The organism is Enterobacter sp. E20 (assembly GCF_000801755.2).
In the GTDB taxonomy this organism is placed as follows: Bacteria; Pseudomonadota; Gammaproteobacteria; order Enterobacterales; family Enterobacteriaceae; genus Enterobacter; species Enterobacter asburiae_B.
In genome coordinates this window covers 519,090-544,920 of sequence record NZ_CP012999.1, presented here as the reverse complement: position 1 = coordinate 544,920, position 25,831 = coordinate 519,090, and the positions used below count along the sequence as shown (strand labels likewise).

Here is a 25,831-nt window from a genome sequence, read left to right as displayed (position 1 = left end):
CCTAACCCTCTCCCTAAGGGAGAGAAGACGATTACACCCTCTCCCCGTGGGAGAGGGCCGGGGTGAGGGCATCAAACAGCAAATTTTAAAAAGGATTTACCCATGACCATCAACCTGAAAAACCGCAACTTCCTGAAACTGCTGGACTACACCCCGGCGGAGATCCAGTACCTGATCGACCTCGCCATCGAGCTGAAAGCGGCCAAAAAAGCCGGACGTGAAAAGCAAACCCTGGTCGGGAAAAACATCGCCCTGATTTTTGAAAAAACCTCCACCCGCACCCGCTGCGCCTTTGAAGTGGGCGCGTTCGACCAGGGCGCGCAGGTCACCTATCTCGGCCCAAGCGGCTCGCAGATCGGCCATAAAGAGTCGATGAAAGACACCGCCCGCGTGCTGGGCCGCATGTATGACGGCATCGAATACCGCGGCTACGGCCAGGCCATCGTCGAAGAGCTGGGCGAGTACGCGGGCGTGCCGGTGTGGAACGGCCTGACCGACGAGTTCCACCCCACGCAAATCCTCGCCGACCTGATGACCATGCTGGAGCACGCGCCGGGCAAAACCCTGCCGGAGCTGAGCTTTGCCTATCTCGGCGACGCGCGCAACAACATGGGCAACTCGCTGATGGTCGGGGCGGCCAAGATGGGGATGGATATCCGCCTCGTCGCGCCGAAATCCTTCTGGCCGGAAGCCGGGCTGGTTGAGCAGTGCCGCGCCATCGCCAAAGAGACGGGCGCGCGCATCACCCTCACCGACGACGTGGAAGAAGGCGTGCGGGGGACCGATTTCCTCTACACCGACGTGTGGGTCTCCATGGGCGAGCCGAAGGAAGCCTGGGCCGAGCGCGTCAGCCTGATGAAACCGTATCAAATCAACGCGGACGTGATGAAGGCCACCGGTAACCCGAACGTCAAGTTCATGCACTGCCTGCCGGCGTTCCACAACGAGCACACCAAGGTGGGCCGCGAGATCGAGATGGCGTACGGCCTGAAGGGGCTGGAGGTGACGGAAGAGGTCTTCGAATCACCGAACTCCATTGTCTTCGACGAAGCAGAGAACCGCATGCACACCATTAAAGCGGTCATGGTGGCGACACTCGGCGACTAATCACCGCCCGGCGCGCCGCGGGGTGCGCCGGGTTTAAGGAGAACATCATGGGCAAGTTTAAGTTTCCCTCCGCTTACACCATTCTCTTTTTCCTGATTGCCGTTGTGGCGGCGCTGAGCTGGGTCGTCCCCGCCGGTCAGTACCAGATGGCGTTGAACGAAACCCTCGGTAAAGAAGTCCCGATTGCCGGAACTTACGCGCACGTGGCGGCGCATCCGCAGGGGCTGGTTTCCGTCCTGATGGCGCCCATCGCCGGGCTGTACGATCCGGTCTCCGGCCAGGCCGGGGCGATCGACGTCGCGCTGTTTATCCTGATCATCGGCGGTTTTCTCGGGATCGTCACCAAAACCGGGGCGATTGACGCCGGGATCGAACGCGTAACCACCCGGCTGCGCGGACGCGAAGAGTGGATGATCCCGATCCTGATGGCGCTGTTTGCCGCAGGCGGCACGATTTACGGCATGGCCGAAGAGTCGCTGCCGTTCTACACCCTGCTGGTACCGGTGATGCTGGCCGCCCGGTTCGATCCGGTTGTCGCCGCCTCTACCGTGCTGCTCGGGGCGGGGATCGGCACGCTCGGCTCTACCATTAACCCGTTTGCCACGGTGATCGCCGCCAACGCCGCCGGGATCCCCTTCACTAACGGCATCGCCCTGCGCGTGGCGCTGCTGGTCATCGGCTGGGTCATCTGCGTGGCGTGGGTGATGCGCTACGCCCGTAAGGTGCGCCAGGATCCGTCGCTGTCGATCGTCGCAGACAAACAGGAAGAGAACCGCGCCCATTTCCTCGGCGACAAGGGCGAACAGTCGCTGGAATTCACCCCGGTGCGCAAAATCATCCTGGTGATTTTCGCCCTCGCCTTCGCGGTGATGATCTACGGCGTGGCGGTGCTGGGCTGGTGGATGGCGGAGATCTCAGCGGTGTTTCTCGCCAGCGCGATTATCGTCGGCCTGATTGCCCGCATGAGCGAAGAGGAGCTGACGTCGACGTTTATCAACGGCGCGCGAGATTTGCTGGGCGTCGCGCTGATTATCGGCATCGCGCGCGGTATCGTAGTCATCATGGATAAGGGCATGATTACCCACACCATTTTGCACAGCGCGGAAGGGCTGGTCAGCGGGTTGTCCACGGTAGCGTTTATCAACGTGATGTACTGGCTGGAGGTCGTGCTGTCGTTTCTTGTGCCTTCTTCATCCGGCCTGGCCGTTCTGACGATGCCGATCATGGCGCCGCTTGCCGATTTCGCTAACGTCAACCGCGACCTGGTGGTGACGGCTTACCAGTCGGCCTCCGGCATCGTTAACCTCGTCACGCCCACTTCTGCCGTCGTGATGGGCGGGCTGGCCATCGCCCGCGTGCCCTACGTGCGCTATCTGAAATGGGTGGCGCCGCTGCTGGGCATTTTAACGGTGGTGATTATGGTGGCGTTAAGTCTGGGTGCCTTGTTGTGATTTGCCGGATGGCGCTGCGCTTATCCGGCCTACGGATCGGTGCGGTGCCACCGGTTATTTCAGGAACTGATATGGGAACTATGATGGATTACGAAGAGTACTCTCCCAAAGAGCAACTACAGCTGACGGTTTGCCAGCGCCTGATCGCAGAAAAGAGCTATCTCTCTCAGGAGGAGATCCGCCGGGATTTGCAGGAGCGTGGTTTTGAGACCATCAGCCAGTCCACCGTTTCACGTCTGCTTAAATTGCTCGGCGTCATAAAAATTCGAAATGCCAAAGGGCTAAAGATTTATTCGCTGAATCCCCAGCTGCGCCCTGCCCCCGACGCCGCGCGTACCGTGTCCGAAATGGTGGTCAGCGTCGAGCACAATAGCGAGTTTATCCTTGTTCATACCGTCGCCGGATATGGCCGCGCGGTGGCGCGTATTCTGGATTATCACCAGCTGCCGGACATTTTAGGCGTGGTGGCCGGCAGCAGTATCGTCTGGGTCGCTCCCCGGGTCGTGAAGCGCACCGCACTGGTGCATAAGCAAATTAATTATTTACTCAGAACGCATTAATATTCATAAAGAACCGTTTGCATTGAGTAAAGCGTGCATTAAATCGCTTGATCCGAAAAGCGAGCTGCGTATAATGCCCGACAATTTGCCGGGAGGAAGCATGGTCAAGCGTGTACGACATAACGTCTTACCGCGTCTGAAATCAGACGCTGGCCTGCCGTTTTTCTTCCCGTTGCTAAACCTATTCCCAGAGCCCCTCATTTGAGGGGCTTTTTTTTGCCCGGCGTCAGGAGATAAACATGAATCCGCTTTATCAAAAACACATCATTTCCATAAACGACCTCAGCCGCGAAGAGCTGGAACTGGTTCTGGAAACCGCGGCAAAACTGAAGGCTAATCCGCAACCGGAGCTGCTGAAGCACAAGGTGATTGCGAGCTGCTTCTTCGAAGCCTCGACCCGCACCCGCCTCTCCTTTGAAACTTCCATGCACCGCCTGGGCGCGAGCGTGGTGGGCTTCTCGGACAGCAGCAACACGTCGCTGGGTAAAAAAGGCGAAACCCTGGCGGACACCATTTCAGTGATCAGCACCTACGTCGACGCGATTGTGATGCGTCACCCGCAGGAGGGCGCGGCGCGCCTGGCGACCGAATTTTCCGGCGGCATTCCGGTACTGAACGCCGGTGACGGTGCCAACCAGCACCCAACGCAGACCCTGCTGGATCTGTTCACCATTCAGGAGACGCAGGGCAAGCTCGAGAACCTGAATATCGCCATGGTCGGCGACCTGAAGTATGGCCGCACCGTCCACTCCCTGACCCAGGCGCTGGCGAAATTTAACGGCAACCGCTTCTTCTTCATCGCGCCTGACGCGCTGGCGATGCCGCAGTACATTCTCGACATGCTGGACGAAAAAGGCATTCAGTGGAGCCTGCACGCCAGCATCGAAGAGGTGATGAGCCACGTGGATATTCTCTACATGACCCGCGTGCAGAAAGAGCGTCTGGATCCGTCCGAATACGCCAACGTGAAGGCACAGTTCGTACTGCGCGCCAGCGACCTCGAGGGCGCGCGCGACAACATGAAGGTGCTGCATCCGCTGCCGCGCATCGATGAGATCACCACAGACGTGGATAAGACGCCGCACGCCTGGTACTTCCAGCAGGCCGGAAACGGCATCTTCGCCCGCCAGGCGTTACTGGCACTGGTTCTGAATCGCGAATTGGCACTGTAAGGGGAAACGACCATGACACACGATAACAAACTCCAGGTTGAAGCCATCAAGCGCGGCACCGTGATTGACCACATCCCTGCGCAGGTGGGCTTTAAGCTGCTGACGCTGTTCAAACTGACCGAAACCGACCAGCGCATCACCATCGGCCTGAACCTGCCGTCGGGCGAGATGGGCCGCAAGGACCTGATCAAAATCGAGAACACCTTCCTGACCGACGAGCAGGTCAACCAGCTGTCGCTGTACGCGCCGGACGCCACCGTCAACCGCATCGACGAGTATGAAGTGGTCGGCAAATCCCGTCCGAGCCTGCCGGATCGCATTGAAAGCGTGCTGGTCTGCCCGAACAGCAACTGCATCAGTCATGCTGAGCCGGTTTCTTCCAGCTTTGCAGTGAAAAAACGCGCCGATGACATCGCGCTCAAATGCAAATACTGCGAAAAAGAGTTTTCTCATTATGTGGTGCTGGCCAACTAATTGAGGTTGGTAATGAAATCCCGGCTGTTATAATGGCCGGGAACATTCTTAACGCTGTAATTCTGGAGAAAACATGAGCAAAGTACTCGCGACGGAAAATGCACCAGCGGCTATCGGCCCTTACGTTCAGGGCGTTGATCTGGGTAGCATGATCATCACTTCCGGTCAGATCCCGGTGAACCCAAAAACCGGCGCGGTGCCGGAAGACGTCGCGGCACAGGCGCGTCAGTCGCTGGAAAACGTGCAGGCTATCGTTGAATCTGCCGGTCTGAAAGTGGGCGATATCGTGAAAACCACCGTTTTCGTGAAGGATCTGAACGATTTCGCGACCGTTAACGCCACTTACGAAGCGTTCTTCACCGAGCACAACGCCACCTTCCCGGCGCGCTCCTGCGTGGAAGTGGCCCGTCTGCCAAAAGACGTGAAAATTGAAATCGAAGCGATTGCAGTACGTCGCTAATTCGCGTTGGCGATAAAAAAAGGCAGCCCAGGCTGCCTTTTTTGTTGCTTGCTACTGATTCCGCGTCGCCCTGAGCAGCGTCTCCAGCGGATAGACCGCCGCAATCACCACCTCGTCCTTAACCTTCGCTGCGTTATCCAGCTCGCTCTGAATTGACGCTATTTCTTTATCATCCAGCGTGCCCTGCCGCGCCACCAGATCCGTCAGCCTCAGGCCAATGGAGGCCAGCTTATCCACCTCCTGGATCACCGGCTTCATCGCCTTAAGCTGATAGCTGTTTTCGCTTAGCGCCAGCGCGTCGCTGGTGTTGCTCTGCCAGCGGTTAAAGACGTGGCGCAGCGCGTCGGCGCTTTCCGCGTCTTCCGCATCGCTCACAAGGCGGTCCGCCCATTTGTTCATCTGGCGCACGGTGGCGCTTTCGGCATTCAGCGCATCGGCGAAGCGGTTGAGCGGTTCGAACTGATGATAATTTCCCGCCTGAAACTTCAGGTGCTGGCGGGTGTAATACTGCGCGGGCTCTACAGCCTGAGCGAGGATCTGCAGCGGCAGCGTGTCGGCATTACCGGCAAGGCGCGTGAACTGCACCTGCTGCTGGGTATGCTGCTGCAGCCCGACGGACACCGTCGACCAGCTGTCCATCGCCTGCAGGCGGGTGTACATGTTGTCGACGTCGTTGACGTCCTGCGCCGACCACAGCCGCTCCGCCACCGCAAAGGTGCGCGGCCAAAGGCGGATATCCAGAACCGGCGCCACCACGTTTTCCGCCCACAGCGCGGCTTCCCCGCCGAGCAGGTTGGCCTGATTCGCCACGTCCGGCACGACCGGCGGAACGCCTTTCGGCACCGCGTCCAGACGCGTGCCGCTGATTGGGTAACGCGTATTCCCCACCAGGAAATAGCCGGTGAGTTTGTCGTTATCAACGGAAACCACCGGGCGCGTCTCGCCCATCCAGGTGTCGACGGTGAACGTCACCTGGCTGTCATCGCGCCATTCAATATCCTGCACCGCGCGGCGCGATTTCCCGGCAAAATCAATAAACCCGCGCCAGCCTGCCTCCCCTTTCACCAGCGTGAAGCTCCCCTCCACCGGCTTGCCCTTCAGGCGCGGCATGGAGAAGGCCCAGCTCTGGACGCTGTCGCTGTCTGCAATCACATCCACGCCGTTCAGCCCCTGCGGGACAATTTCGTTGCGGTAGTGATAGGCGGTGGACTGGGGCTGGTCGAGATAGAAGCCCGTCGAGAGAATGCCCTTGTAGCCGTTCTGCGCCACCTGCCCCAGCGCGTCCTGCCCCTGCCAGGACTGGATCAGAATGCTTTTCGGCAGGTCGGGATGGTAGATCTCGTCCCAGCCGACCATCTGACGGTGATGCTTCTCAAGGATCGTTTCCAGCCTGCGGTTGAAATACGCCTGCAGCGCGTGGCTGTCCGCCAGCCTGTTGTCGCGCATGAAATTCTGGATCGCGGCATTCGCTTTCCACTGGCTGTCGTCGACCTCATCGCCGCCGATATGCAGATACGGATCGGGGAAGATCGCCGCCAGTTCGCTGACCATCGCGTCAGCAAAGGCGTAGGTTGCCTCTTTAGTGGGATCTAACACCGGCTTCAGCACGCCCCAGTGGCGCTCCATGGCGTACGGCCCCGGGGCGCTCATCAGCTCCGGATAGGCTACGGCAATCGCCGAGGCGTGGCCCGGCATGTCGATTTCCGGCACCACGCGGATACCGCGCTCGGCGGCGTAACGCACCACCTCGCGCATCTGTTCCGGCGTATAGAACAGCCCGTCGCTGGCAAGCTGCGTCAGCTTAGGGTAGCGCTTCGAACTGAAGCGCCAGCCCTGATCGTCGGTTAAGTGCCAGTGCAGGACGTTGAGCTTCGCCGCGGCCATGCCGTCGATCTGGCGCTTGATATCCGGCAGCGGAATAAAGTGACGCGCCGGGTCGAGCAGCAGCCCGCGCCACGGGAAGCGCGGCGAATCTTCAATGGTGACCCACGGCAGCGAGGTGTTTTCCGCCCCGTTCTGCATCAGCTGGAGCAGGGTTTCCATGGCGCGCAGCGCGCCGAAGCGGGTGTTGGCGGAGATATCGACGCCGTTAGCATCCACCGTGAGCCTATAGCTTTCATCGCTGTCCGGCAGCGGCAGCGGCTTGACCTTTTTGGTAATCGCGATACGGATGGTCGGTTTATCTGGTTTTTCAGCCTGAGGCTGCAGCGTCCAGCCGGTTTGCAGGGCCATGCGCTGGCGCAGGCGGTTGACGGCGTCGCCGAGATCGTCCCCGCTGACGCTAATGGATACGTTGTTGCTGAGCACCAGCGCGCCCTGGGTCGTCGGGCGTTCAACCTTGGCAGGCCAGGGCATCAAAGGGAGATCGCCTGCCGGGGCGGCAAACGCAGAGGCGCCGAGCATCAGCCCGGCGGTTAAGAGACTGTACCGTAACATGAATGTTCCTTATCTGACGGGCCAAATATACCCGTCATACTTCAAGTTGCCTGTGCGTTGGCTGCACTCGTTCACCCCGGTCACTTACTTATGTAAGCTCCCGGGGATTCACTCCCTTGCCGCCTTCATGCAACTCGAATTATTTAGGGTATAAAGACAAAACATTCTGTTAACATGCGCTCAATTTGTCGTCAAGCGAATGCGCCGACGGAGATCACAGGTTGTTGAATTTGTGAGGAAAGCCAGCCCCCTCTCCCCAAATGAGCGAGGGTGAAAGGCGACACCGAGCGGTCCCCTCTCCCTTTCAGGGAGAGGGTTAGGGTGAGGGTAAAAAATTACTGCCATCCATACCGACGCGCATAGAATCCTTTCACCATCTGCGTCAGCACCATATAGCCCGCGAGGATCGCCGCCAGCCACGGGAAATAGCTCAGCGGCAGCGCCTGAAGCTGCAGGTAACCTGCCAGCGGCGAGAACGGCAGCGCGATGCCGAGCGCCATCACAATCCCCGTCATCACAATCAGCGGCCACGCGGCGCGGCTCTGGATAAACGGAATGCGGCGGGTGCGGATCATGTGCACAATCAGCGTCTGCGACAGCAGACCTACCACGAACCAGCCGGACTGGAACAGCGTCTGGTGTTCCGGGGTGTTGGCGTGGAACACAAACCACATCAGGCAGAAGGTCAGGATGTCGAAGATGGAGCTGATCGGCCCAAAGAACAGCATAAAGCGCCCGAGATCCGCCGGATTCCAGTGCTGCGGCTTCTGGATCTGCTCGTCGTCCACGTTATCAAACGGGATAGCCACCTGAGACACGTCGTACATCAGGTTCTGGATCAGCAGATGCAGCGGCAGCATCGGCAGGAACGGCAGAAACGCGCTCGCCACCAGCACGCTGAAGACGTTACCGAAGTTGGAGCTGGCGGTCATCTTGATGTACTTGAGCATATTGGCGAAGGTGCGGCGCCCTTCGATAACGCCCTCCTCCAGCACCATCAGGCTTTTTTCCAGCAGGATAATATCCGCCGCTTCGCGGGCGATATCCACCGCGCCATCGACGGAGATACCGATGTCCGCCGCACGCAGCGCGGGCGCGTCGTTGATGCCGTCGCCCATAAAGCCCACCACGTGCCCTTCGCGCTTGAGCAGGGTGACGATCCGCTCTTTGTGCATCGGCGTCAGGCGGGCAAACAGCGTGGTACGTCGGGCAAGCTTCGCCAGCTCATCGTCGGACAGGTGCTCAATATCGCTCCCCACTACCACGTCGCCCGCGTCCAGCCCTACTTCATGGCACACTTTGGCCGCCACCAGCTCGCTGTCGCCGGTGAGAATTTTGACGGTAATACCGCTCGCCTTCAGCGCTTTCAGCGCCGGCGCGGTGGTCTCTTTCGGCGGATCGAGGAAGGCGATGTAACCCTCGAGGATCAGATCGGATTCGTCGATACGCTGATAGTCACCCTCGCGCGCGGGCAGGAACTTGCTCGCGACCGCCACCACGCGCAGCCCCTGACGGTTCAGGTTGTCGGTGACGCGCTTGATGCGGCGCAGCATGGTGTCGTCCAGCGGCACGATGTCGCCGTTATAGCGAACCTGCGTCGACACGTTGAGGATCTCCTGCAGCGCCCCTTTGCAGATCAGCTGATGCACGTCCGTCTGCTCGCTCACCACCACCGACATGCGGCGGCGCTCGAAGTCGAACGGGATCTCATCCACCTTCTGCCAGCGGCCGGAGAGCGAGCGGGCGGATTCCTCGTCCACCCCTTCCAGCACCGCGACGTCGAGCAGGTTTTTCAGCCCGGTCTGGTAATGGCTGTTCAGCCACGCGCTGTGCAGGACGCGCTCGCTGGTTTTGCCGGAGATATCGGTGTGGTTCTCCAGCACGATTTTGTCCTGCGTCAGGGTGCCGGTTTTATCGGTGCAGAGGATGTCCATCGCGCCAAAGTTTTGAATGGCGTCGAGGTGTTTGACGATCACTTTCTGTTTAGAGAGCTTCACCGCCCCGCGCGCCAGCGTGGAGGTGACGATCATCGGCAGCATTTCCGGCGTCAGGCCAACGGCCACGGAGAGCGCGAACAGGGCCGCCTCCCACCAGTCGCCCTTGGTGTAGCCGTTGATCAGCAGCACGATCGGCGTCATCACCATCATAAAGCGAATCAGCAGCATGCTGACGCGGCCAATCCCTTTCTGGAAGGCGTTTGGCTCGCTCTCCTGCTCGCTGACGCGCCCGGCAAGCTGACCAAACCAGGTGTCGCCCCCGGTGGCGGTGACAATCGCCTGCGCGGTGCCGCTGACCACCGTGGTGCCCATAAAGCACAGGGTGTCACATTCAAGCGGGTTCATCTGCTGCGGGTCGCGGCTGCGCGCTACCTTTTCAACGGGCAGGGATTCCCCGGTCAGGGAGGCCTGAGCGACGAACAGATCGCGCGCCTGGATAATGCGTAAATCCGCCGGGATCATGTCCCCCGCGGCCAGCTTCACCAGATCGCCCGGCACCAGCTGGTCGATAGGCAGCTCCACCCAGGCGTTTTCGCCGAGATCGTTAATCACGCGCGAGACGGTCGCGGTGTTGCTGACCATCGCCTTCAGGGCGTCCGCCGCTTTGGTGGAGCGGGCTTCCTGAATAAAGTTCAGCAGCGTGGAGATACCCACCATCAGGGCAATGACGCCTGCGGCAAACAGATCTTCCGTCGCGTAGGAGATGAGGCCGAGCACGGTCAGCAGCAGGTTGAACGGGTTGCGGTAGCAGAGCCACAGGTGCACCCACCACGGAGACGGCTTTTGCGCCGGGATCTGGTTATCGCCGTGCACGGCGCGGATTTTTTCCACTTCGGCCGCGTTTAGCCCTTCCGGGTGTCCGCCGAACGCGCGCCAGACTTCGTTTTCATCCATCGCCGCCACGTTCAGGCAGCGTTCGGTCAGGGACGCGGGGATCGCCGCCCCCGCCATGTTTTTGGCGTTTGGCAGCGGGTCGCGCTGAACAAGACGGTGTGGCAGGTGGCGACTCAGCAGGGCCTGCAGCTGCCGGGTGATATTTTTAAACATAGTCATTCCTCCGCATCCGCCTGGGCGGACGCAGCAATTCCTTCAGGCGTGGCAAAGCCGTACCTGAGAGGCACTTAATTTTTCAAGCAGGAACGTTTAAGACGTTGCTGCCTCACGCCGGTGAGACAGCAAAAGCTGGCTTACCGGAAAGAACGCATTCTCCCGTTCAGGAGAGGTGTGGGATCGGGATCCATGAAGCCTCCGGTAAGTAAAAAAACAGGGTGTCGCCGCGCAGTACGGGGATTTAGGCATACCCTTTATGACGATTCGGGCGGTATTATACCCCCCTGCAAATAAACCGAACGTAAACCAGACTTTGCCCATAGCGAAATCGCGCTATAGCATTAGGCTCAATTCACTACATTGTCGTTGTTACAGGGAATACAGCATGCAGAACCGCCTAACGATTAAAGACATCGCGCGTTTAAGCGGCGTGGGGAAATCGACCGTCTCACGCGTGCTGAACAACGAAAGCGGCGTCAGCGAACGCACCCGCGAGCGCGTTGAGGCGGTCATGAATCAGCACGGTTTTTCCCCTTCCCGCTCCGCGCGCGCCATGCGCGGGCAGAGTGACAAAGTCGTCGCCATCATTGTTTCTCGTCTGGACTCTCTGTCTGAAAATCTCGCCGTGCAGACCATGCTGCCCGCCTTCTACGAGCAGGGGTATGATCCGATCATGATGGAGAGCCAGTTCTCTGTGCAGCTGGTTGAAGAGCATCTGGGGATGCTCCAGCGGCGCAACATTGATGGCGTGGTGCTGTTCGGTTTTACCGGCATTAAGGACGAGATGCTGAAACCCTGGCAGCCTTCGCTGGTGCTGCTGGCGCGCGATGCACACGGGTTTGCCTCCGTCTGCTACGACGACGAGGGCGCGATCATTACCCTGATGCAGCGCCTGTTTGACGAGGGCCATCGTCACATCAGCTTCCTCGGCGTCCCGCACGCGGACGTCACCACCGGCAAGCGTCGGCATGAGGCCTATCTGGCCTTTTGCAAAAAGCACAACCTCTCCGCCGTGGCCTCCCTGCCGGGGCTGGGCATGAAGCAGGGCTACGAGCAGGTCGCCAGCGTTCTGACGCCGCAGACCACGGCGCTGGTGTGCGCCACGGATACCCTGGCGCTGGGTGCCAGCAAATATCTGCAGGAGCAGCGCATCGATAATCTGCAGGTGGCGAGCGTCGGCAGCACGCCGCTGATGAAGTTCCTGCACCCGGAGATCATCACCGTCGATCCGGGCTACGCCGAGTCCGGCAGACAGGCCGCCGCGCAGCTGATCGAGCAGATAAACGGGCGTTCAGAGCCTCGTCAGATCGTCATTCCCGCTCACCTTTCGTAACCCCTCTAAAACAGATTATTGTGATCTTCGCCTGATTTCGGGAACGTTCCCATTTTCGCCGTCACGCTGAAGGAGTAGGCTTGCGCTCAGGTCATTACACCCCTCACCATCTGTCATGAGGTTTCATGATGAGTAAAGTCAAACAAGCAGATATCGATCGGCTGATCGTCCTGGTCGGCGGACGCGAAAACATCGCTACCGTCAGCCATTGCATTACCCGCCTGCGCTTCGTGCTGAACGATCCGGCCAAAGCCAACCCGAAGGCCATTGAAGAACTTTCCATGGTCAAAGGCTGCTTCACCAACGCCGGGCAGTTCCAGGTCGTTATTGGTACCGAAGTGGGCGATTACTATCAGGCTCTGCTGGCGACAACCGGGCACTCTTCTGCCGATAAAGAGCAGGCGAAGAAGGCCGCGCGCCAGAATATGAAGTGGCACGAGCAGCTGATTTCCCACTTCGCGGAAATTTTCTTCCCGCTGCTGCCCGCGCTGATCAGCGGGGGCTTAATCTTAGGCTTCCGTAACGTCATCGGTGATGTGCCGATGAGCGACGGCAAAACCCTGGCGCAGATGTATCCGGCGCTGAAAACCGTTTACGATTTCCTGTGGCTGATTGGCGAGGCGATCTTCTTCTATCTGCCGGTCGGGATTTGCTGGTCCGCGGTGCGCAAGATGGGCGGCACGCCGATTCTCGGTATCGTGCTGGGCGTCACGCTGGTCTCTCCACAGTTAATGAACGCTTACTTACTTGGTCAGCAGGTGCCTGAGGTGTGGAACTTCGGCCTGTTTACCATCGCCAAAGTGGGCTATCAGGCGCAGGTCATTCCGGCCCTGCTGGCGGGTCTGGCGCTGGGCTTTATTGAAACGCGCCTGAAACGCATCGTGCCGGATTACCTCTATCTGGTGGTGGTGCCGGTCTGCTCGCTGATTCTGGCGGTGTTCCTGGCGCACGCCTTTATCGGTCCGTTTGGCCGCATGATCGGCGACGGCGTGGCCTTCGCGGTGCGTCACCTGATGACCGGCAGCTTCGCGCCGATTGGAGCCGCGCTGTTTGGCTTCCTGTACGCCCCGCTGGTGATCACCGGCGTGCACCAGACCACGCTGGCTATCGACATGCAGATGATCCAGAGCCTCGGCGGCACGCCGGTCTGGCCGATTATCGCCCTGTCTAACATTGCACAGGCGTCGGCGGTCACTGGCATCATCATCGTCAGCCGCAAGCACAACGAGCGTGAGATCTCCGTTCCGGCAGCCATCTCTGCCTACCTCGGCGTCACCGAACCGGCGATGTACGGTATCAACCTGAAGTACCGCTTCCCGATGCTCTGCGCGATGATCGGTTCCGGTCTGGCGGGCCTGGTGTGTGGTCTGAACGGCGTGATGGCGAACGGAATTGGCGTCGGCGGCCTGCCGGGCATTCTCTCCATCCAGCCGGCTTACTGGCAGGTGTTTGCCCTGGCGATGGCCATCGCGATCATCGTCCCTATGGCGCTCACCACCGTGGTTTACCAGCGTAAGTTCCGTCAGGGCTCGCTGCAGATTGTTTAACTTCTTCTTTCGGGGCGCAGTTGCGCCCCTTCGCATTTGCAGGAACGCACTATGAATACCCTTCCTCACTGGTGGCAGAACGGCGTCATCTATCAGATTTACCCAAAGAGTTTCCAGGATACCACCGGCAGCGGCACCGGCGATCTGCGCGGCGTGACGCAGCGTCTGGACTACCTGAAAACCCTCGGCATCGACGCCATCTGGCTGACGCCGTTTTATATCTCTCCGCAGGTGGATAACGGCTACGACGTGGCGAATTACACCGCCATCGATCCGGCCTACGGCACGCTGGATGATTTCGACGAGCTGGTTGCCCGGGCGCACGAGCGCGGCATTCGCATCGTGCTGGATATGGTGTTTAACCACACCTCCACGCAGCACGCCTGGTTCCGCGAATCGCTGAACAAAGCGAGCCCGTACCGCCAGTTCTACATCTGGCGCGACGGCACGCCGGAGCAGCTCCCCAACAACTGGCGCTCCAAGTTTGGCGGCAACGCCTGGCGCTGGCACGCCGAGAGCGAGCAGTATTACCTGCACCTGTTCGCTCCGGAGCAGGCGGACCTCAACTGGGAGAACCCTGAAGTGCGCGCCGAGCTGAAAAAAGTGTGCGAGTTCTGGGCCGATCGCGGCGTGGACGGCCTGCGTCTCGACGTGATTAACCTGATTTCAAAAGACCAGGATTTCCCGGACGACAACACCGGAGACGGCCGCCGCTTCTACACCGACGGACCGCGCGTTCACGAATATCTGCAGGAGATGAGCCGCGACGTCTTCACCCCGCGCAACCTGATGACGGTGGGCGAGATGTCCTCGACCTCGCTGGAGAACTGCCAGCAGTACGCCTCGCTCGACGGCAGCGAGCTGTCGATGACCTTTAACTTCCACCACCTGAAGGTAGATTACCCGGGCGGCGAAAAGTGGACGAAGGCCAAGCCGGACTTCGTGGCGCTGAAAACCCTCTTCCGCCACTGGCAGCAGGGGATGCACAACAGGGCGTGGAACGCGCTGTTCTGGTGTAACCACGATCAGCCGCGCATCGTGTCGCGCTTTGGTGACGAAGGGGAATACCGCGTTCAGGCCGCGAAGATGCTCGGCATGGTGCTGCACGGCATGCAGGGCACGCCGTATATCTACCAGGGCGAAGAGCTGGGGATGACCAACCCGCACTTCAGCCGCATCACCGACTATCGCGACGTGGAAAGCCTGAACATGTTCGCCGAACTGCGCGCCAACGGCCGCGAACCGGATGAACTACTGGCGATTCTGGCGAGTAAGTCCCGCGATAACGGGCGAACCCCAATGCAGTGGGACGCTTCGCACAATGCGGGCTTTACCGAGGGCGAGCCGTGGATTGGCGTCTGCGACAATTACGAGACGGTGAACGCCCGCGCCGCGCTCGACGACCCGGATTCGGTGTTCTACACCTACCAGTCGCTGATCGGCCTGCGTAAAACCCTGCCGGTGCTGACGTGGGGTGATTATGAGGATCTTCTGCCGGAACATCCTTCTCTTTGGTGCTACCGTCGTCAGTGGCAGGGGCAGACGCTGATGGTGGCGGCGAACCTGAGTCCTACGCCGCAGGAATGGCAGACAGACGCTCTCAGCGATAGGTCGCAGGTGCTGATGAGTAACTACCCGGCACCGCAAACGACGTCGCTGCGTCCGTTTGAAGCCGTCTGGTGGTTGCAGCAGTAACTCTCTCTACCGGGTGCGGCTCAGCACCCGGCTTACTTTACTGTTTTTGTTGAGTAAATAATCAGATTTTTCTCTCGCGCCTTTACAATCGCTGAAGCGCCCGTCGTTTGTACTCTCGTCTTTTTACTTTGTTCTGCATCAAATAAATCGCAAACATGTTTGATGCAAATCACTATATGTAGCACTTAAAATGCACGCCGACCCAACATCTTGTATTTATCGTCTACTATTCCAACAACAAGACGGCGCTTACGCTGGCCGGAATTGTGGATAACACGAGCTGGGAACGCGGGAAGTCTTTGGCCCGGCGGGGAATACGCCCGGTTATGACTTCTCCACCTCTGTGGATAACCTGTTTTCAAAAAATGGAGTGATCATGACACCGCATGTGATGAAACGTGATGGCTGTAAAGTGCCGTTTAAATCAGAGCGCATCCAGGAAGCCATTCTGCGTGCAGCTAAAGCAGCGGGAGTCGATGACGCAGATTACTGCGCCACCGTCGCAGAAGTCGTTAGCAGCCAGATGAACGAACGCAGCCAGGTCGATATCAGTGAGATCCAGACCGCGGTTGAGAACCAGCTGATGGCGGGGCCTTACAAGCAGCTGGCGCGCGCCTACATTGAGTACCGTCACGATCGTGACGTGCAGCGTGAGAAGCGCGGTCGTCTGAACCAGGAGATCCGTGGCCTGGTGGAGCAGACCAACTCCGCCCTGCTCAATGAAAACGCCAACAAAGACAGTAAAGTGATCCCGACTCAGCGCGACCTGCTGGCCGGTATCGTTGCCAAACACTATGCCCGTCAGCATCTGCTGCCGCGCGACGTGGTCTCGGCGCACGAGCGCGGTGAAATTCACTACCACGATCTCGACTATTCGCCGTTCTTCCCGATGTTCAACTGCATGCTGATCGACCTGAAAGGCATGCTGACCCACGGTTTTAAAATGGGTAACGCCGAGATTGAACCGCCTAAATCAATCTCCACGGCCACTGCCGTCACCGCGCAGATTATCGCCCAGGTCGCCAGCCATATTTACGGCGGCACCACGATTAACCGCATTGATGAAGTGCTGGCTCCGTTCGTGACGGCAAGCTTCAACAAGCATCGTAAAACGGCCGAAGAGTGGCAGATCCCGGACGCCGACGGCTATGCGCACTCCCGCACCGAGAAAGAGTGCTACGACGCCTTCCAGTCGCTGGAGTATGAAGTGAACACGCTGCATACCGCCAACGGCCAGACGCCGTTTGTGACCTTCGGGTTTGGGCTGGGCACCAGCTGGGAATCGCGCCTGATCCAGCAGTCCATTCTGCGCAACCGCATTTCCGGCCTCGGCAAAAACCGCAAAACGGCGGTGTTCCCGAAACTGGTGTTCGCCATCCGCGACGGCCTGAACCACAAGTTTGGCGATCCGAACTACGACATCAAACAGCTGGCGCTGGAGTGCGCGAGCAAACGCATGTATCCGGACATCCTGAACTACGATCAGGTCGTCAAAGTGACCGGTTCGTTTAAAACGCCAATGGGCTGCCGCAGCTTCCTCGGCGTGTACGAAGATGAAAACGGCGAGCAGATCCACGACGGGCGCAACAACCTGGGCGTCATCAGCCTGAACCTGCCGCGCATCGCACTGGAGGCGAAAGGCAATGAAGCGGAATTCTGGACGCTGCTGGACGAGCGCCTGCAGCTGGCGCGTAAGGCGCTGATGACCCGCATCGCGCGCCTTGAAGGGGTCAAAGCCCGCGTCGCGCCGATCCTCTATATGGAAGGGGCCTGCGGCGTACGTCTGAAAGCGGACGATGACGTGTCTGAGATCTTCAAAAACGGCCGCGCGTCGATTTCGCTGGGCTATATCGGTATTCACGAGACCATCAACGCCCTGGCGGGCGATACGCATATGTACGACAGCGAGGCCCTGCGTGAGAAAGGCATCGCCATCGTTCAGCGCCTGCGCGACGCGGTAGACCAGTGGAAAGAGGAAACCGGCTACGGGTTTAGCCTCTACAGCACGCCGAGCGAGAACCTGTGCGACCGCTTCTGCCGTCTGGATACCGCCGAATTCGGGATCGTGGAAGGCGTGACCGACAAAGGGTATTACACCAACAGCTTCCACCTCGACGTGGAGAAAAAGGTGAACCCGTACGACAAGATCGACTTCGAAGCGGCCTATCCGCCGATCGCCAGCGGCGGCTTCATCTGCTACGGCGAGTACCCGAACATTCAGCACAACCTGAAGGCGCTGGAAGACGTGTGGGATTATAGCTATCAGCACGTGCCGTATTACGGGACCAACACGCCAATCGACGAGTGCTACGAGTGCGGCTTTACCGGTGAGTTCGAGTGTACGAGCAAAGGCTTTACCTGCCCGAAATGCGGCAACCACGATGCGGCTCGCGTCTCCGTGACCCGTCGCGTGTGCGGCTATCTCGGCAGCCCGGACGCGCGTCCGTTTAACGCCGGCAAGCAGGAAGAGGTGAAGCGTCGCGTGAAGCATTTGGGGAATGGGCAGATCGGGTAAGTTCTGCGCAGGGTTCTCCCCCTCACCCTACCCCTCTCCCTCAAGGGAGAGGGAACTCTTCCCCCTCTCCCTGTGGGAGAGGGTCGGGGTGAGGGCATCAGCGCGCACAAATTCTCTGGACATTTTCTATGCGATATCATCAATACTACCCCGTCGACATCGTCAACGGCCCCGGCACCCGCTGCACCCTGTTCGTTTCAGGCTGCGTCCACGAATGCCCCGGCTGCTATAACAAAAGCACCTGGCGCTTAAATTCCGGCATGCCGTTCACCGCCGAAATGGAAGACCGGATCGTCAACGACCTGAACGATTCGCGCATCAAACGTCAGGGGATTTCCCTCTCCGGCGGCGATCCGCTGCACCCGCAAAACGTGCCGGAGATCCTGAAGCTGGTGAAGCGCATTCGCCGCGAATGTGCAGGCAAAGATATCTGGGTCTGGACGGGATATAAGCTGGATGAACTCAATGCGCAGCAAAGAGAAGTAGTGGATCTGATTAACGTCCTGGTCGACGGCAAGTTCGTGCAGGATTTAAAAGACCCAGCCCTGATCTGGCGCGGCAGCAGCAACCAGGTTGTGCACCATTTGCGATGAACGCTAAAGCCGTTTGTTTGCATCATGATAAACGGCTGATTTCTCTCGCTTACCGATAGCGATAACAAATACCGTTACAACGTTGTCCTGAACCTGATAGACCAAACGATAACCCTGCGATCTGAGTTTTATTTTGTAGCAATCCGGCAGACCATGCAGGCGGGCCGATTCGACCCTGGGGCTCACCAGCACGTCCGCAAGTTTCTTCTTAAACTGGTCTTTTACAGTCTGCCCCAGCTTGCTCCACTCCTTTAACGCCCTCGGGTCAAATGCCAGTTCATAAGTCATCCAGACTAACCTTGATTCCCTTTTGCGGATTCGCCAGTCGCTCCCGGACCGTCTGTATCAGCGCATCTTCGCTGTCGCTAATGGTGACCGTTTTCACCGGCATACGTCCCGTCTCCGCGACGTACTGAAACAATAATCGCACGGCTTCCGTTGGGGTGATATTGAGTTTTTCCAGCACGGCATAAGCCTCGTTTTTGAGTTTGTCATCCAGACGGACGTTCAGCGTGGCCATTATGCCTCCAGTAAAATCGAATGTGTAATGCAGTTTAGCATTACATTCGCATTACATCGAATTCTGGATAACGCCTCTCAAAACCGGCTCAAACTCTCCATCGCCACCGCCTTAAACCCGGCAAAATCTCCGCAGCTACAGAGCCGCGACATCGCCCGTTCACGCAGGAAGGTGACGAAGATATCGTAAATCGCCATCGCCTCTTCGTATTCGCTTTTGCTGATGGCGAGCAGGAAGATGACGTGCGCGGTTTCGTCTCCCCACTGAACGCCGTGCGGGGCGAGCACGGTATAGACCACGGTTTTCTGCGCTAAAAGGCCGAGGGAGTGCGGCAGCGCGATGCCGTCGCCGAGCATGGTGCTGACGATGGCTTCACGCTCGACGACAGAATCCAGGAACTCCGCGCCGACAAACCCCTCGCCTTCAAGCTGCGCGCACAGTTCACGGAACAGCGTTTGCTGGTCAACGGGCTTGTCGATAATGCGGAAATGGGCCGCGTCGAAGTATTTATCCAGCATCCACGGGCGGGTGCGGTCCACCAGTACCAGCTTGCCTATCTGTTCTAACTGGTAATCGGTCGGGAACGGGGCGATCGTCACCACCGGTTTGGATTTTTCGCTCACGCGGGCGGTGGAAATGACAAAGTCCTCGCCGATGGAATCCGCGAGCTCGTACTCGCGCAGGGTGAGCGTGCGGGCCACCTCAATCTGCGGGTACTTGCGCTGGAGCACCGCCTCGATCATGCGGACCATAGCATTCCCGGCGTCGCATACCAGCAACACCCGCGGCTGGCGCTGGTAGCCGATGTTGTAATGGCGCTCCAGCCCGACGCCGATATGCAGCACCAGGAAGCCGATTTCGTTTTCGCTGATCACATACGGCGTGTATTTTCCCCAGCTCGACACCGCCGCGAGGGTCATATCCCACGCCATCGGGTAGTGCTGCTTGATGTTATCCAGCAGCGGATTGGGGATCATGATTTGATACCGCACGCGGGTGATCATGGTTTTGATGTGCGTGAGCAGGTCCGCGTGCAGCTGCGCGTCGCTGAGCAGGTTGTAATTATAGTGGGTGTTGATGTAGCGCAGGATGTAGTTGACCAGCGCTTCGTCGTCATCCGCGTTAATGGCGCTCGGGGCAATCTCCTGGATCTGCCGCGCCGCAATGTGCACGCAGAGCCAGCTCTCCTCTGAAGGTGAAAGCGCTTTGCCCGCCAGCTGCTGGATAGTGACGGCGATATCCTTCGCCGCCTCGCGCACGTTCTCTTCCACGTCTTCGGCATGGAATTCCGGCAGCGGATAGCCCTCGCTGATGCGCCGCACCGACACTGCGCAGTACAGGCGCAGGAACAGCTCGCCTTCGTCGGTCAGACGGATGTGATGACGCGTCAGCGCCTCGTGTAGCACGGGCACCATCTGCTCCGCCACGCCTGCATTCAGCGCCACGTCGGTCACCAGCGGGTTCAGGCTGTCCTGCTGCGCCAGCTCCCAGAGCAGATCGGTCAGGCAGGCGCGGGTCGACATCTCGCTGCCAAACAGCTTCATGCCGTGGCGAGGACGCGTTTCCAGCGTCAGGTTATAGCGGTGAAACCACTCGCGCACTTCGGCCATGTCGCTCTGCAGCGTGGCGCGGCTGACGAACCACTCGTCCGCCAGATCCTCGAGCTTAAGAGAAAATGCCGAGGTGAGAAAACGCACCACCAGATAGTGCACGCGCTCCGGCCCGGTCCGGGGAATACGCAGCGCGCGCGGGTGGGATGCCTGCAGCTGCTGGTAGCGCTGGGCATCATCAATTTTGAGCTGATAGCCGTTGCCCCGGCTCAATATAAATTGCGCGCCGTGGCCTGCCAGCAGCGCGTTCAGGGCGGTGATATCGGCACGGACGGTTCGCGTGGAGACCGACAGCCGCTGCGCCAGCTCGTCCTGCGGCAGCGTCTCGTTTTGCAACAGATCGAACAGTTGCGCTAAACGTTGGTTCGGAAATCGCACGGGTTTGTCCTCTTACAGCTTAAGGTGAAATGACCATCTGGGATGGGCTGCCGACCGGGGTATAGTCCGGCTCGAAGCTCAATTTGCCGTCCTGTGCCACGCGGAAACGGGTGATGTTGTCGCTGCGCTGGTTCATGACGTACAGCCAGCGTCCCTGCTTATCGAGCGTCAGGGTGCGCGGGTAGTCGCCGCGCGTCCACACGTCGTCCTGATGCGTCAGCGTGCCCTCCGCTGTTACGGTAAAGTGCCCGATGCTGTTATGCAAACGGTTAGCCACATACAGCTGTTTACCGTCGGCGCTTAATGCGAGCCCGGCAGCAAAGCTGGTGCCTTTGTAACGTTCCGGCAGGGCTGAAAGCGTTTTGCCCTCTTTTAAGGTGCCGTTGGCGCTCACGGTATAATGGGTGAGCGTAGACGCCTCTTCGTTAATCAGCCACAGGGCATCGCCTTTTGGCGTAAAGACAAAGTGGCGCGGCCCGGCGCCTTTTGAGGAGGCGCTGATAAACGGCGGATCGTTCGGCGTCAGCTTCCCTGTTCGATCGTCAAAACGGTACTGGTAGAGGCGATCCAGCCCAAGATCGGTGGAAAACACGTACTTCCCGCTCGGATCGGCGGCGATCATGTGCGCGTGGGGGCCGTTATGATCGCTGATGGCAAAGCTGCCCTCCGCTGCCGCTTCCGGCTTCGCCGCGCCCGGTTCGCCCTGATCCTGACGTTTATCCGTAGCCTCACCCAGGCTGCCGTCTGCGTTGACTGGCAAAACGGCGATCGATCCGCTGACATAGTTAGCCACCAGCAGATGTCGACCGTTCGGCGTCAGCGACAGGTAAACCGGCCCCGCGCCGCCGGAGGCCACCTGATTAAGCTCGTTCAGCGCGCCGTTATCCCCCACCCGCAGCGCCTGCACCACGCCCTGCTCCACTTCACTTGCCAGATAGAGCGTTTTGCCGTCGTGCGAGACGGCCAGCTGCGCGGCGTTCGGCAGCCTGCTCACCAGCGTTTTATTCGCCAGCGCGCCGCTTTGCGGGTCAACGGTAAAGCGGTACAGCCCTTCGCCGTTGGGGTTGTAGGTGCCCACCCAGGCGTACTGCGGCTGGGCGATAGCGGCGGTGGCGAGCATTGAGAGTGAAGCAACAAGCAGGGTACGGGTGTGCATGGTGGCTCCTTCAGGTTTGTGTGTTTTTTTTCCCTCACCCCGGCCCTCTCCCAAAGGGAGAGGGGGTAAAGTTACCCTCTCCCTTTGGGAGAGGGTTAGGGTGAGGGCAGATACTACTTCACCAGCTTCTTCGTCATCGCAAGCAGCGTGCGCACATCTTCCGGGCGCGTATCGCCGCTGGCTTTGTCGATAATCGAGCTGTAGATATGCGGGATGATTTTGCTCACGCCCGCGTCGAGGGCGATCTGCAGGATCTCCTCATAGTTTTCCAGATCGATACCTCCGGTCGGCTCCAGCCAGAAGTCGTGACGGGCGCAGGCTTCCGCCACCGCGTTGTACTCGTCACGGCACTTGAGGCCGCCCATCGGGAAGTATTTGATGGAGCTGCCGCCGAAATCCTTCAGCAGGGCAATCGCGGTTTCAACCGGTACGATGCCGTCCGGTGCGTTGCTGCTCAGCGGTCCGGTGGAGATTTTCACCATGCCCACGGTGCCGGTCGGAGAGACCAGGCCGTTGACCACCGACTCATTCTGCCCCAGCAGCGCGCGGCTGGTGGCCACGCCGGTGAAGACCTGGTTGACGTGCTGCGGCTGCACCTGACGGGAGATCTCGCTTACCATCGCCGACTGGTTCGGATCCCCCGCGCCGAGGCCGACGGAGAGTGCGTTATCGATCAGCGCGGCATATTCACGCATATCGGCAACGGCGCTCGCCACGTCCGGGTAATTTTTGGAGAGCACGCCCACTAGCACGTGACCTTCCGCCGCCTCGTAAATGGCGCTGGCGTTGGCTTTCGATCCTGCCAGCACGTTCAGGCAGACGCGGTCACGGTAAAAGTTGGGGGTCAGTTTCATGCTTTTTTCTCCTGTCCTAATACTTCGCTAATGCGGCGATACACGATGTTCAGCTGGTCAGCATTCACGCTGCGCACGTCCGCCTCGATAATCCCTTCGTTGGCCTTGTAGCCACGGAAGTAAATGGCGTATTCGCCCTGCTTGAGCTTCGCCACCAGATCGCCCGTGCCGACGCCGGTCGTGGCTTCGTCGAACTTGATCTCGGTGCGCGCGATATCGCGACCGGCGCTGTCCCAGACCACGCGCGCGGTCACGCCGTTGAGGGTGTTGAGCGCCTCGATAAACGGCGTCATCTTCGCCACCATTTCAGACCCGCTCTCTTTGGTCGCCGTCAGGTAGTGTTCGATGGCGCAGGTCAGGCCAAGAATGCCCTCTTTGCCCACCTTCATCGCGCGGCCAATGCCCGCGGTCTGGCGCTTCACCCACTCAACGTACTGGGTTTTGCCGATCACCAGCCCGCTGGTTGGGCCTTCAATCGCCTTCGCGCCGCTGTAGATCACCAGATCGGCACCGGATCGGTAGTACGCGTGCAGATCTTCTTCCGCCGCCGCATCGACGATCAGCGGGAGATCGTGCTTGCGCGCCACCACCGCCGCCTGCTCGACGCTGAGCATGCTTTTCTGCACGCAGTGGTGCGATTTAATGTAGAGGATCGCCGCCGTGCGCGGGGTGATCGCCGCCGCCAGCTGATCGGCGGAGCATTCGTTGGCGTAGCCCGCCTCCACCAGCTTGCCGCCGCCCAGTGCCACCATGGTGCCCACCGGCGCGCCAAAGTTTACGTTGTGGCCTTTCGGCAGGACGATTTCGTTGTTCTCAATCGGGGTCACGTGCAGGTTTTCCAGCAGCCAGTCGCTGTCTTTGACCAGCACCGCCGCCACGGACTGGGCAATGCCCGCAGACGCGCAGGAAACTACCGTCGCGCCTTCCACATCCAGCAGCTTCGCGATGTATTCCCCGGTTTTGTTGACCAGATCCTTCATCTCGAAATAGTGATTCATGCCGTCCATCGCCGCCTGCACCACTTCCGGGCGCGGCGTGGAGACGCCCAGCGCCGTCATGCGGCCAGAGGTGTTGATAACCTGCTTTAAATGGTACTTCTCATAAATCGAAGGCATGTTCCGTGCTCCCTTGTTCGGTCATATAGCCCTTGCCCGCGCGGATCGCGGCAAGCGGCACCAGAATGTGTTCAGCCTGCAGGCTGTCGTTTTCGGCATCCGTCAGCACCGTCGGCTGGCGTTTAATCGTGAACAGCGTCAGGTCGGCGTCGAGACCCGGCTGGATGCGGCCCTTGCGCGCCAGGCGCAGGCCGTCGGCGGCGTTGGCGGTCACGCAGTCAATCACCTGCGGCAAGGACATGCCGATGGCGAGAAACTTCGACATCACGCTTGCCAGCGAGCCGACCGGCCCGTTGATGCGGTTGCGGCAGTAGATATCCGAGCTGATGGTGTGCGGCAGAATGCCCATCGCGATGGCGCGTTTCGCCACCTCAAAGCTGAAGCTCGCCGTACCGTGGCCAACGTCCAGGCGCACGCCGCGCTTCAGGGCGGAGGTGATGGAGGCGCGCAGCTCGCCGGAGGGCGTCAGAATGCGGTTGGGTTTGCCGTTATAGCAGTGGGTGATGATGTCGCCGGAACTCAGCAGCTCGGCGATTTCGTCGAGGTTCGGCGGGTTGTTGCCGATGTGCACCATCAGCGGCAGGTCGCCGTTCTCTTTCTGAATGGCTTTCGCCCGCTCCAGCGGCGTAATGCCGTTTTCACCGACCACGCTGCTGCTCATGCGCGCCTTCAGGCCGACGATAAAATCAGGGTGGCGCTTCACCGCCTGCTTCACCGCGTCGGCGTCAATATTCGCCATGTTGGCCAGTTCGTTCTGGGCAATCAGCCCCACCCGGGAGATGTTCAGCAGGGCAAACACCTCGGTGGAGGCTTTACGGGTGATTTCGTAGAAATCGTCCACGTCGTCGGCACCGGTACTGCCCGCGTCCACCACGGAGGTGACGCCGGTGGCAATGCCCACGCTGTCCGGCTCGTCGTGGTAAATCGGGGAGTTCGGGTAGCAGTGAACGTGGGAGTCAATCCAGCCTGCGCTGACGAACACGTCGCCGTTCAGCTCAACCGTTTTATACGCGGGGGCGTCAATCTTGCCCAGCGCCGCGATCTTCCCGTCCTGAATGGCGATATCAGTCAGGGTATCGTCGGCAAGGCGCGCACGGCGCAGGAGTAAATCAAACATGAGAATCTCCTGATAAGGCGGGCGCCTGAGCGCCCGCGGGTATTAAAGGGCGACCGGGAACAGCCAGCCCAACAGCATTGCGCCGAGGATCGCGCCACCGGTGATCGGCTTCTGCCAGATGTAGAACACCAGCGCACCCAGCAGGGAGCCGACGCCAATAGGAATGGAGGCGGTCATGGCGCTGAGGATAATCAACGGCCCGAGGAAGCGGCCGGAGGCGTTACCCGCGCCCATCATCACGTCTGCACCGTAGGTGGAGTTGCTCTGGTTGATGGTGAACTTACGCGCCAGGATGATGACGTAGCCAATCGCCAGACCAATCACCAGGCCGGTAATCAGCGCGGCAATGAAGTTGGTCACCGGGAACATGATGCCCGCGCCCAGCAGCAGCGCCGGAACGCCGAGGCCCACGCCGGTCTGGATGGCGCCGCCGATGTCGAGAATACCCACCAGCGACCCTTCGATAATACGGGCGAACAGGAAGCTCGCGCCGAACGCCGCCACCGCGCCGTAAACCCCGGTATCGATCCCCGCTTTCAGCATCGCCACGAAGGCCACTTCGTTAAACGCGCCGATGCCGTAGAGGTAGTACATGTGCGTCCCGGCGAAAACGCCGGAGGAGAGCAGGCCAACGAAGATCGGGAACGACCAGTCGGCATACCAAAAACCTTTATTCTGTTCCATTTAGAGG

Annotated in this window: 22 protein-coding genes and 1 pseudogene; 12 read left to right on the top strand and 11 right to left on the bottom strand. The window is 59.6% G+C overall.

The annotated features are described in order from the left end of the window. The first annotated feature begins 102 nt into the window (after positions 1-102). The 3 genes from argF (at position 103) to NI40_RS02540 (ending at position 3,118) form a co-directional block, all read left to right on the top strand. Positions 103-1,107 carry an ornithine carbamoyltransferase gene (gene argF / locus NI40_RS02550; RefSeq protein WP_023310201.1) on the top strand — a complete coding sequence of 335 codons (1,005 nt, stop codon included), beginning with the start codon at positions 103-105 and terminating at the stop codon, positions 1,105-1,107. 47 nt (positions 1,108-1,154) lie between these two features. Continuing rightward, positions 1,155-2,558 carry a YfcC family protein gene (locus NI40_RS02545; RefSeq protein WP_039261079.1) on the top strand — a complete coding sequence of 468 codons (1,404 nt, stop codon included), beginning with the start codon at positions 1,155-1,157 and terminating at the stop codon, positions 2,556-2,558. 80 nt (positions 2,559-2,638) lie between these two features. Beyond that, positions 2,639-3,118, top strand: coding sequence for an arginine repressor (locus tag NI40_RS02540; protein ID WP_039261099.1), 480 nt, complete (start codon positions 2,639-2,641; stop codon positions 3,116-3,118). A gap of 3 nt (positions 3,119-3,121) precedes the next feature. On the opposite strand, the pseudogene NI40_RS23755 reads toward NI40_RS02540, so the two are convergent. Continuing rightward, positions 3,122-3,239 (bottom strand): annotated as a pseudogene (locus NI40_RS23755) (hypothetical protein). Between NI40_RS23755 and NI40_RS22365 the strand changes: the two are divergent. The 4 genes from NI40_RS22365 to ridA all read left to right on the top strand — a co-directional run bounded on the left by NI40_RS22365 (position 3,219) and on the right by ridA (position 5,224). Then, positions 3,219-3,323, top strand: a complete 105-nt coding sequence (locus NI40_RS22365) for a pyrBI operon leader peptide (RefSeq protein ID WP_022646880.1) — start codon at positions 3,219-3,221, stop codon at positions 3,321-3,323. The pseudogene NI40_RS23755 and the gene NI40_RS22365 overlap by 21 nt on opposite strands. A 34-nt stretch (positions 3,324-3,357) precedes the next feature. Further along, the gene (pyrB, locus tag NI40_RS02535; protein WP_023310198.1) at positions 3,358-4,290 is read left to right on the top strand and encodes an aspartate carbamoyltransferase; all 933 of its coding nucleotides are present in this window, start codon (positions 3,358-3,360) and stop codon (positions 4,288-4,290) included. Between the two features lie 12 nt (positions 4,291-4,302). Continuing rightward, positions 4,303-4,764, top strand: a complete 462-nt coding sequence (gene pyrI, locus NI40_RS02530; protein WP_023310197.1) for an aspartate carbamoyltransferase regulatory subunit — start codon at positions 4,303-4,305, stop codon at positions 4,762-4,764. Between the two features lie 73 nt (positions 4,765-4,837). Next, entirely contained in the window at positions 4,838-5,224 is a 387-nt protein-coding gene (ridA, locus tag NI40_RS02525) for a 2-iminobutanoate/2-iminopropanoate deaminase (protein ID WP_008501391.1), read from the top strand. Positions 5,225-5,275: 51 nt separating this feature from the next. Here ridA and NI40_RS02520 read toward each other — a convergent pair whose 3' ends face one another. Both NI40_RS02520 and mgtA read right to left on the bottom strand, forming a co-directional pair. Then, a complete protein-coding gene (locus tag NI40_RS02520; protein ID WP_039261077.1) occupies positions 5,276-7,660 on the bottom strand; it encodes a beta-N-acetylhexosaminidase in 2,385 nt (794 codons plus the stop codon). Between the two features lie 335 nt (positions 7,661-7,995). Beyond that, a complete protein-coding gene (gene mgtA / locus NI40_RS02515) occupies positions 7,996-10,704 on the bottom strand; it encodes a magnesium-translocating P-type ATPase (RefSeq protein WP_039261074.1) in 2,709 nt (902 codons plus the stop codon). A gap of 388 nt (positions 10,705-11,092) precedes the next feature. On the opposite strand from mgtA, the gene treR reads away from it, so the two are divergent. The 5 genes from treR to nrdG all read left to right on the top strand — a co-directional run bounded on the left by treR (position 11,093) and on the right by nrdG (position 18,390). Next, on the top strand, positions 11,093-12,040 hold the full coding sequence (gene treR / locus NI40_RS02510) for a trehalose operon repressor TreR (protein ID WP_023310194.1): 948 nt from the start codon (positions 11,093-11,095) through the stop codon (positions 12,038-12,040). A 128-nt stretch (positions 12,041-12,168) separates the two neighbouring features. Beyond that, positions 12,169-13,587 (top strand): PTS trehalose transporter subunit IIBC, encoded by a 1,419-nt coding sequence (treB, locus tag NI40_RS02505; protein WP_029739268.1) that lies wholly within the window; start codon positions 12,169-12,171, stop codon positions 13,585-13,587. A gap of 51 nt (positions 13,588-13,638) precedes the next feature. Further along, the gene (treC, locus tag NI40_RS02500; RefSeq protein ID WP_039261073.1) at positions 13,639-15,282 is read left to right on the top strand and encodes an alpha,alpha-phosphotrehalase; all 1,644 of its coding nucleotides are present in this window, start codon (positions 13,639-13,641) and stop codon (positions 15,280-15,282) included. Positions 15,283-15,658: 376 nt separating this feature from the next. Further along, positions 15,659-17,797: an anaerobic ribonucleoside-triphosphate reductase gene (gene nrdD, locus NI40_RS02495; RefSeq protein ID WP_032662478.1), complete on the top strand. Its 2,139-nt coding sequence runs from the start codon at positions 15,659-15,661 to the stop codon at positions 17,795-17,797. A 128-nt stretch (positions 17,798-17,925) separates the two neighbouring features. Then, entirely contained in the window at positions 17,926-18,390 is a 465-nt protein-coding gene (gene nrdG / locus NI40_RS02490) for an anaerobic ribonucleoside-triphosphate reductase-activating protein (protein WP_039261072.1), read from the top strand. A gap of 3 nt (positions 18,391-18,393) precedes the next feature. On the opposite strand, the gene NI40_RS02485 is transcribed toward nrdG, so the two are convergent. The 8 genes from NI40_RS02485 to NI40_RS02450 form a co-directional block, all read right to left on the bottom strand. Beyond that, positions 18,394-18,678 (bottom strand): type II toxin-antitoxin system RelE family toxin, encoded by a 285-nt coding sequence (locus tag NI40_RS02485; RefSeq protein WP_033144499.1) that lies wholly within the window; start codon positions 18,676-18,678, stop codon positions 18,394-18,396. Further along, on the bottom strand, positions 18,668-18,910 hold the full coding sequence (locus NI40_RS02480; RefSeq protein WP_008501400.1) for a type II toxin-antitoxin system RelB/DinJ family antitoxin: 243 nt from the start codon (positions 18,908-18,910) through the stop codon (positions 18,668-18,670). The genes NI40_RS02485 and NI40_RS02480 overlap by 11 nt, the downstream gene beginning before the upstream one ends. A 77-nt stretch (positions 18,911-18,987) precedes the next feature. Beyond that, positions 18,988-20,898 carry a BglG family transcription antiterminator gene (locus NI40_RS02475; RefSeq protein WP_039261071.1) on the bottom strand — a complete coding sequence of 637 codons (1,911 nt, stop codon included), beginning with the start codon at positions 20,896-20,898 and terminating at the stop codon, positions 18,988-18,990. A 19-nt stretch (positions 20,899-20,917) separates the two neighbouring features. Continuing rightward, positions 20,918-22,054 (bottom strand): lactonase family protein, encoded by a 1,137-nt coding sequence (locus NI40_RS02470; protein ID WP_039261069.1) that lies wholly within the window; start codon positions 22,052-22,054, stop codon positions 20,918-20,920. A 113-nt stretch (positions 22,055-22,167) separates the two neighbouring features. Continuing rightward, on the bottom strand, positions 22,168-22,908 hold the full coding sequence (dagF, locus tag NI40_RS02465; protein WP_033144496.1) for a 2-dehydro-3-deoxy-phosphogluconate aldolase: 741 nt from the start codon (positions 22,906-22,908) through the stop codon (positions 22,168-22,170). After that, complete coding sequence (locus tag NI40_RS02460; RefSeq protein WP_039261067.1) at positions 22,905-24,023, bottom strand: DgaE family pyridoxal phosphate-dependent ammonia lyase; 1,119 nt, start codon at positions 24,021-24,023, stop codon at positions 22,905-22,907. Before NI40_RS02460 ends, dagF begins: the two co-directional genes overlap by 4 nt. Then, the gene (locus NI40_RS02455; protein ID WP_039261066.1) at positions 24,007-25,140 is read right to left on the bottom strand and encodes an amidohydrolase/deacetylase family metallohydrolase; all 1,134 of its coding nucleotides are present in this window, start codon (positions 25,138-25,140) and stop codon (positions 24,007-24,009) included. Before NI40_RS02455 ends, NI40_RS02460 begins: the two co-directional genes overlap by 17 nt. A gap of 42 nt (positions 25,141-25,182) precedes the next feature. Next, positions 25,183-25,824, bottom strand: coding sequence for a DUF4310 family protein (locus NI40_RS02450; protein ID WP_023310183.1), 642 nt, complete (start codon positions 25,822-25,824; stop codon positions 25,183-25,185). Positions 25,825-25,831 lie beyond the last annotated feature (7 nt).

Excerpts from the sequence above, each read along its gene's own strand:
- NI40_RS02470 (WP_039261069.1), bottom strand. The coding sequence starts at position 22,054 with ATGCACACCCGTACCCTGCTTGTTGCTTCACTCTCAATGCTCGCCACC.
- nrdD (WP_032662478.1), top strand. The coding sequence starts at position 15,659 with ATGACACCGCATGTGATGAAACGTGATGGCTGTAAAGTGCCGTTTAAA.
- pyrI (WP_023310197.1), top strand. The coding sequence starts at position 4,303 with ATGACACACGATAACAAACTCCAGGTTGAAGCCATCAAGCGCGGCACC.
- treB (WP_029739268.1), top strand. The coding sequence starts at position 12,169 with ATGAGTAAAGTCAAACAAGCAGATATCGATCGGCTGATCGTCCTGGTC.
- NI40_RS02485 (WP_033144499.1), bottom strand. The coding sequence starts at position 18,678 with ATGACTTATGAACTGGCATTTGACCCGAGGGCGTTAAAGGAGTGGAGC.
- NI40_RS02480 (WP_008501400.1), bottom strand. The coding sequence starts at position 18,910 with ATGGCCACGCTGAACGTCCGTCTGGATGACAAACTCAAAAACGAGGCT.
- NI40_RS02520 (WP_039261077.1), bottom strand. The coding sequence starts at position 7,660 with ATGTTACGGTACAGTCTCTTAACCGCCGGGCTGATGCTCGGCGCCTCT.
- NI40_RS02450 (WP_023310183.1), bottom strand. The coding sequence starts at position 25,824 with ATGGAACAGAATAAAGGTTTTTGGTATGCCGACTGGTCGTTCCCGATC.
- NI40_RS02540 (WP_039261099.1), top strand. The coding sequence starts at position 2,639 with ATGATGGATTACGAAGAGTACTCTCCCAAAGAGCAACTACAGCTGACG.
- pyrB (WP_023310198.1), top strand. The coding sequence starts at position 3,358 with ATGAATCCGCTTTATCAAAAACACATCATTTCCATAAACGACCTCAGC.
- nrdG (WP_039261072.1), top strand. The coding sequence starts at position 17,926 with ATGCGATATCATCAATACTACCCCGTCGACATCGTCAACGGCCCCGGC.
- NI40_RS02545 (WP_039261079.1), top strand. The coding sequence starts at position 1,155 with ATGGGCAAGTTTAAGTTTCCCTCCGCTTACACCATTCTCTTTTTCCTG.
- NI40_RS02455 (WP_039261066.1), bottom strand. The coding sequence starts at position 25,140 with ATGTTTGATTTACTCCTGCGCCGTGCGCGCCTTGCCGACGATACCCTG.
- treC (WP_039261073.1), top strand. The coding sequence starts at position 13,639 with ATGAATACCCTTCCTCACTGGTGGCAGAACGGCGTCATCTATCAGATT.
- treR (WP_023310194.1), top strand. The coding sequence starts at position 11,093 with ATGCAGAACCGCCTAACGATTAAAGACATCGCGCGTTTAAGCGGCGTG.
- argF (WP_023310201.1), top strand. The coding sequence starts at position 103 with ATGACCATCAACCTGAAAAACCGCAACTTCCTGAAACTGCTGGACTAC.
- ridA (WP_008501391.1), top strand. The coding sequence starts at position 4,838 with ATGAGCAAAGTACTCGCGACGGAAAATGCACCAGCGGCTATCGGCCCT.
- NI40_RS02460 (WP_039261067.1), bottom strand. The coding sequence starts at position 24,023 with ATGCCTTCGATTTATGAGAAGTACCATTTAAAGCAGGTTATCAACACC.
- NI40_RS22365 (WP_022646880.1), top strand. The coding sequence starts at position 3,219 with ATGGTCAAGCGTGTACGACATAACGTCTTACCGCGTCTGAAATCAGAC.
- dagF (WP_033144496.1), bottom strand. The coding sequence starts at position 22,908 with ATGAAACTGACCCCCAACTTTTACCGTGACCGCGTCTGCCTGAACGTG.
- mgtA (WP_039261074.1), bottom strand. The coding sequence starts at position 10,704 with ATGTTTAAAAATATCACCCGGCAGCTGCAGGCCCTGCTGAGTCGCCAC.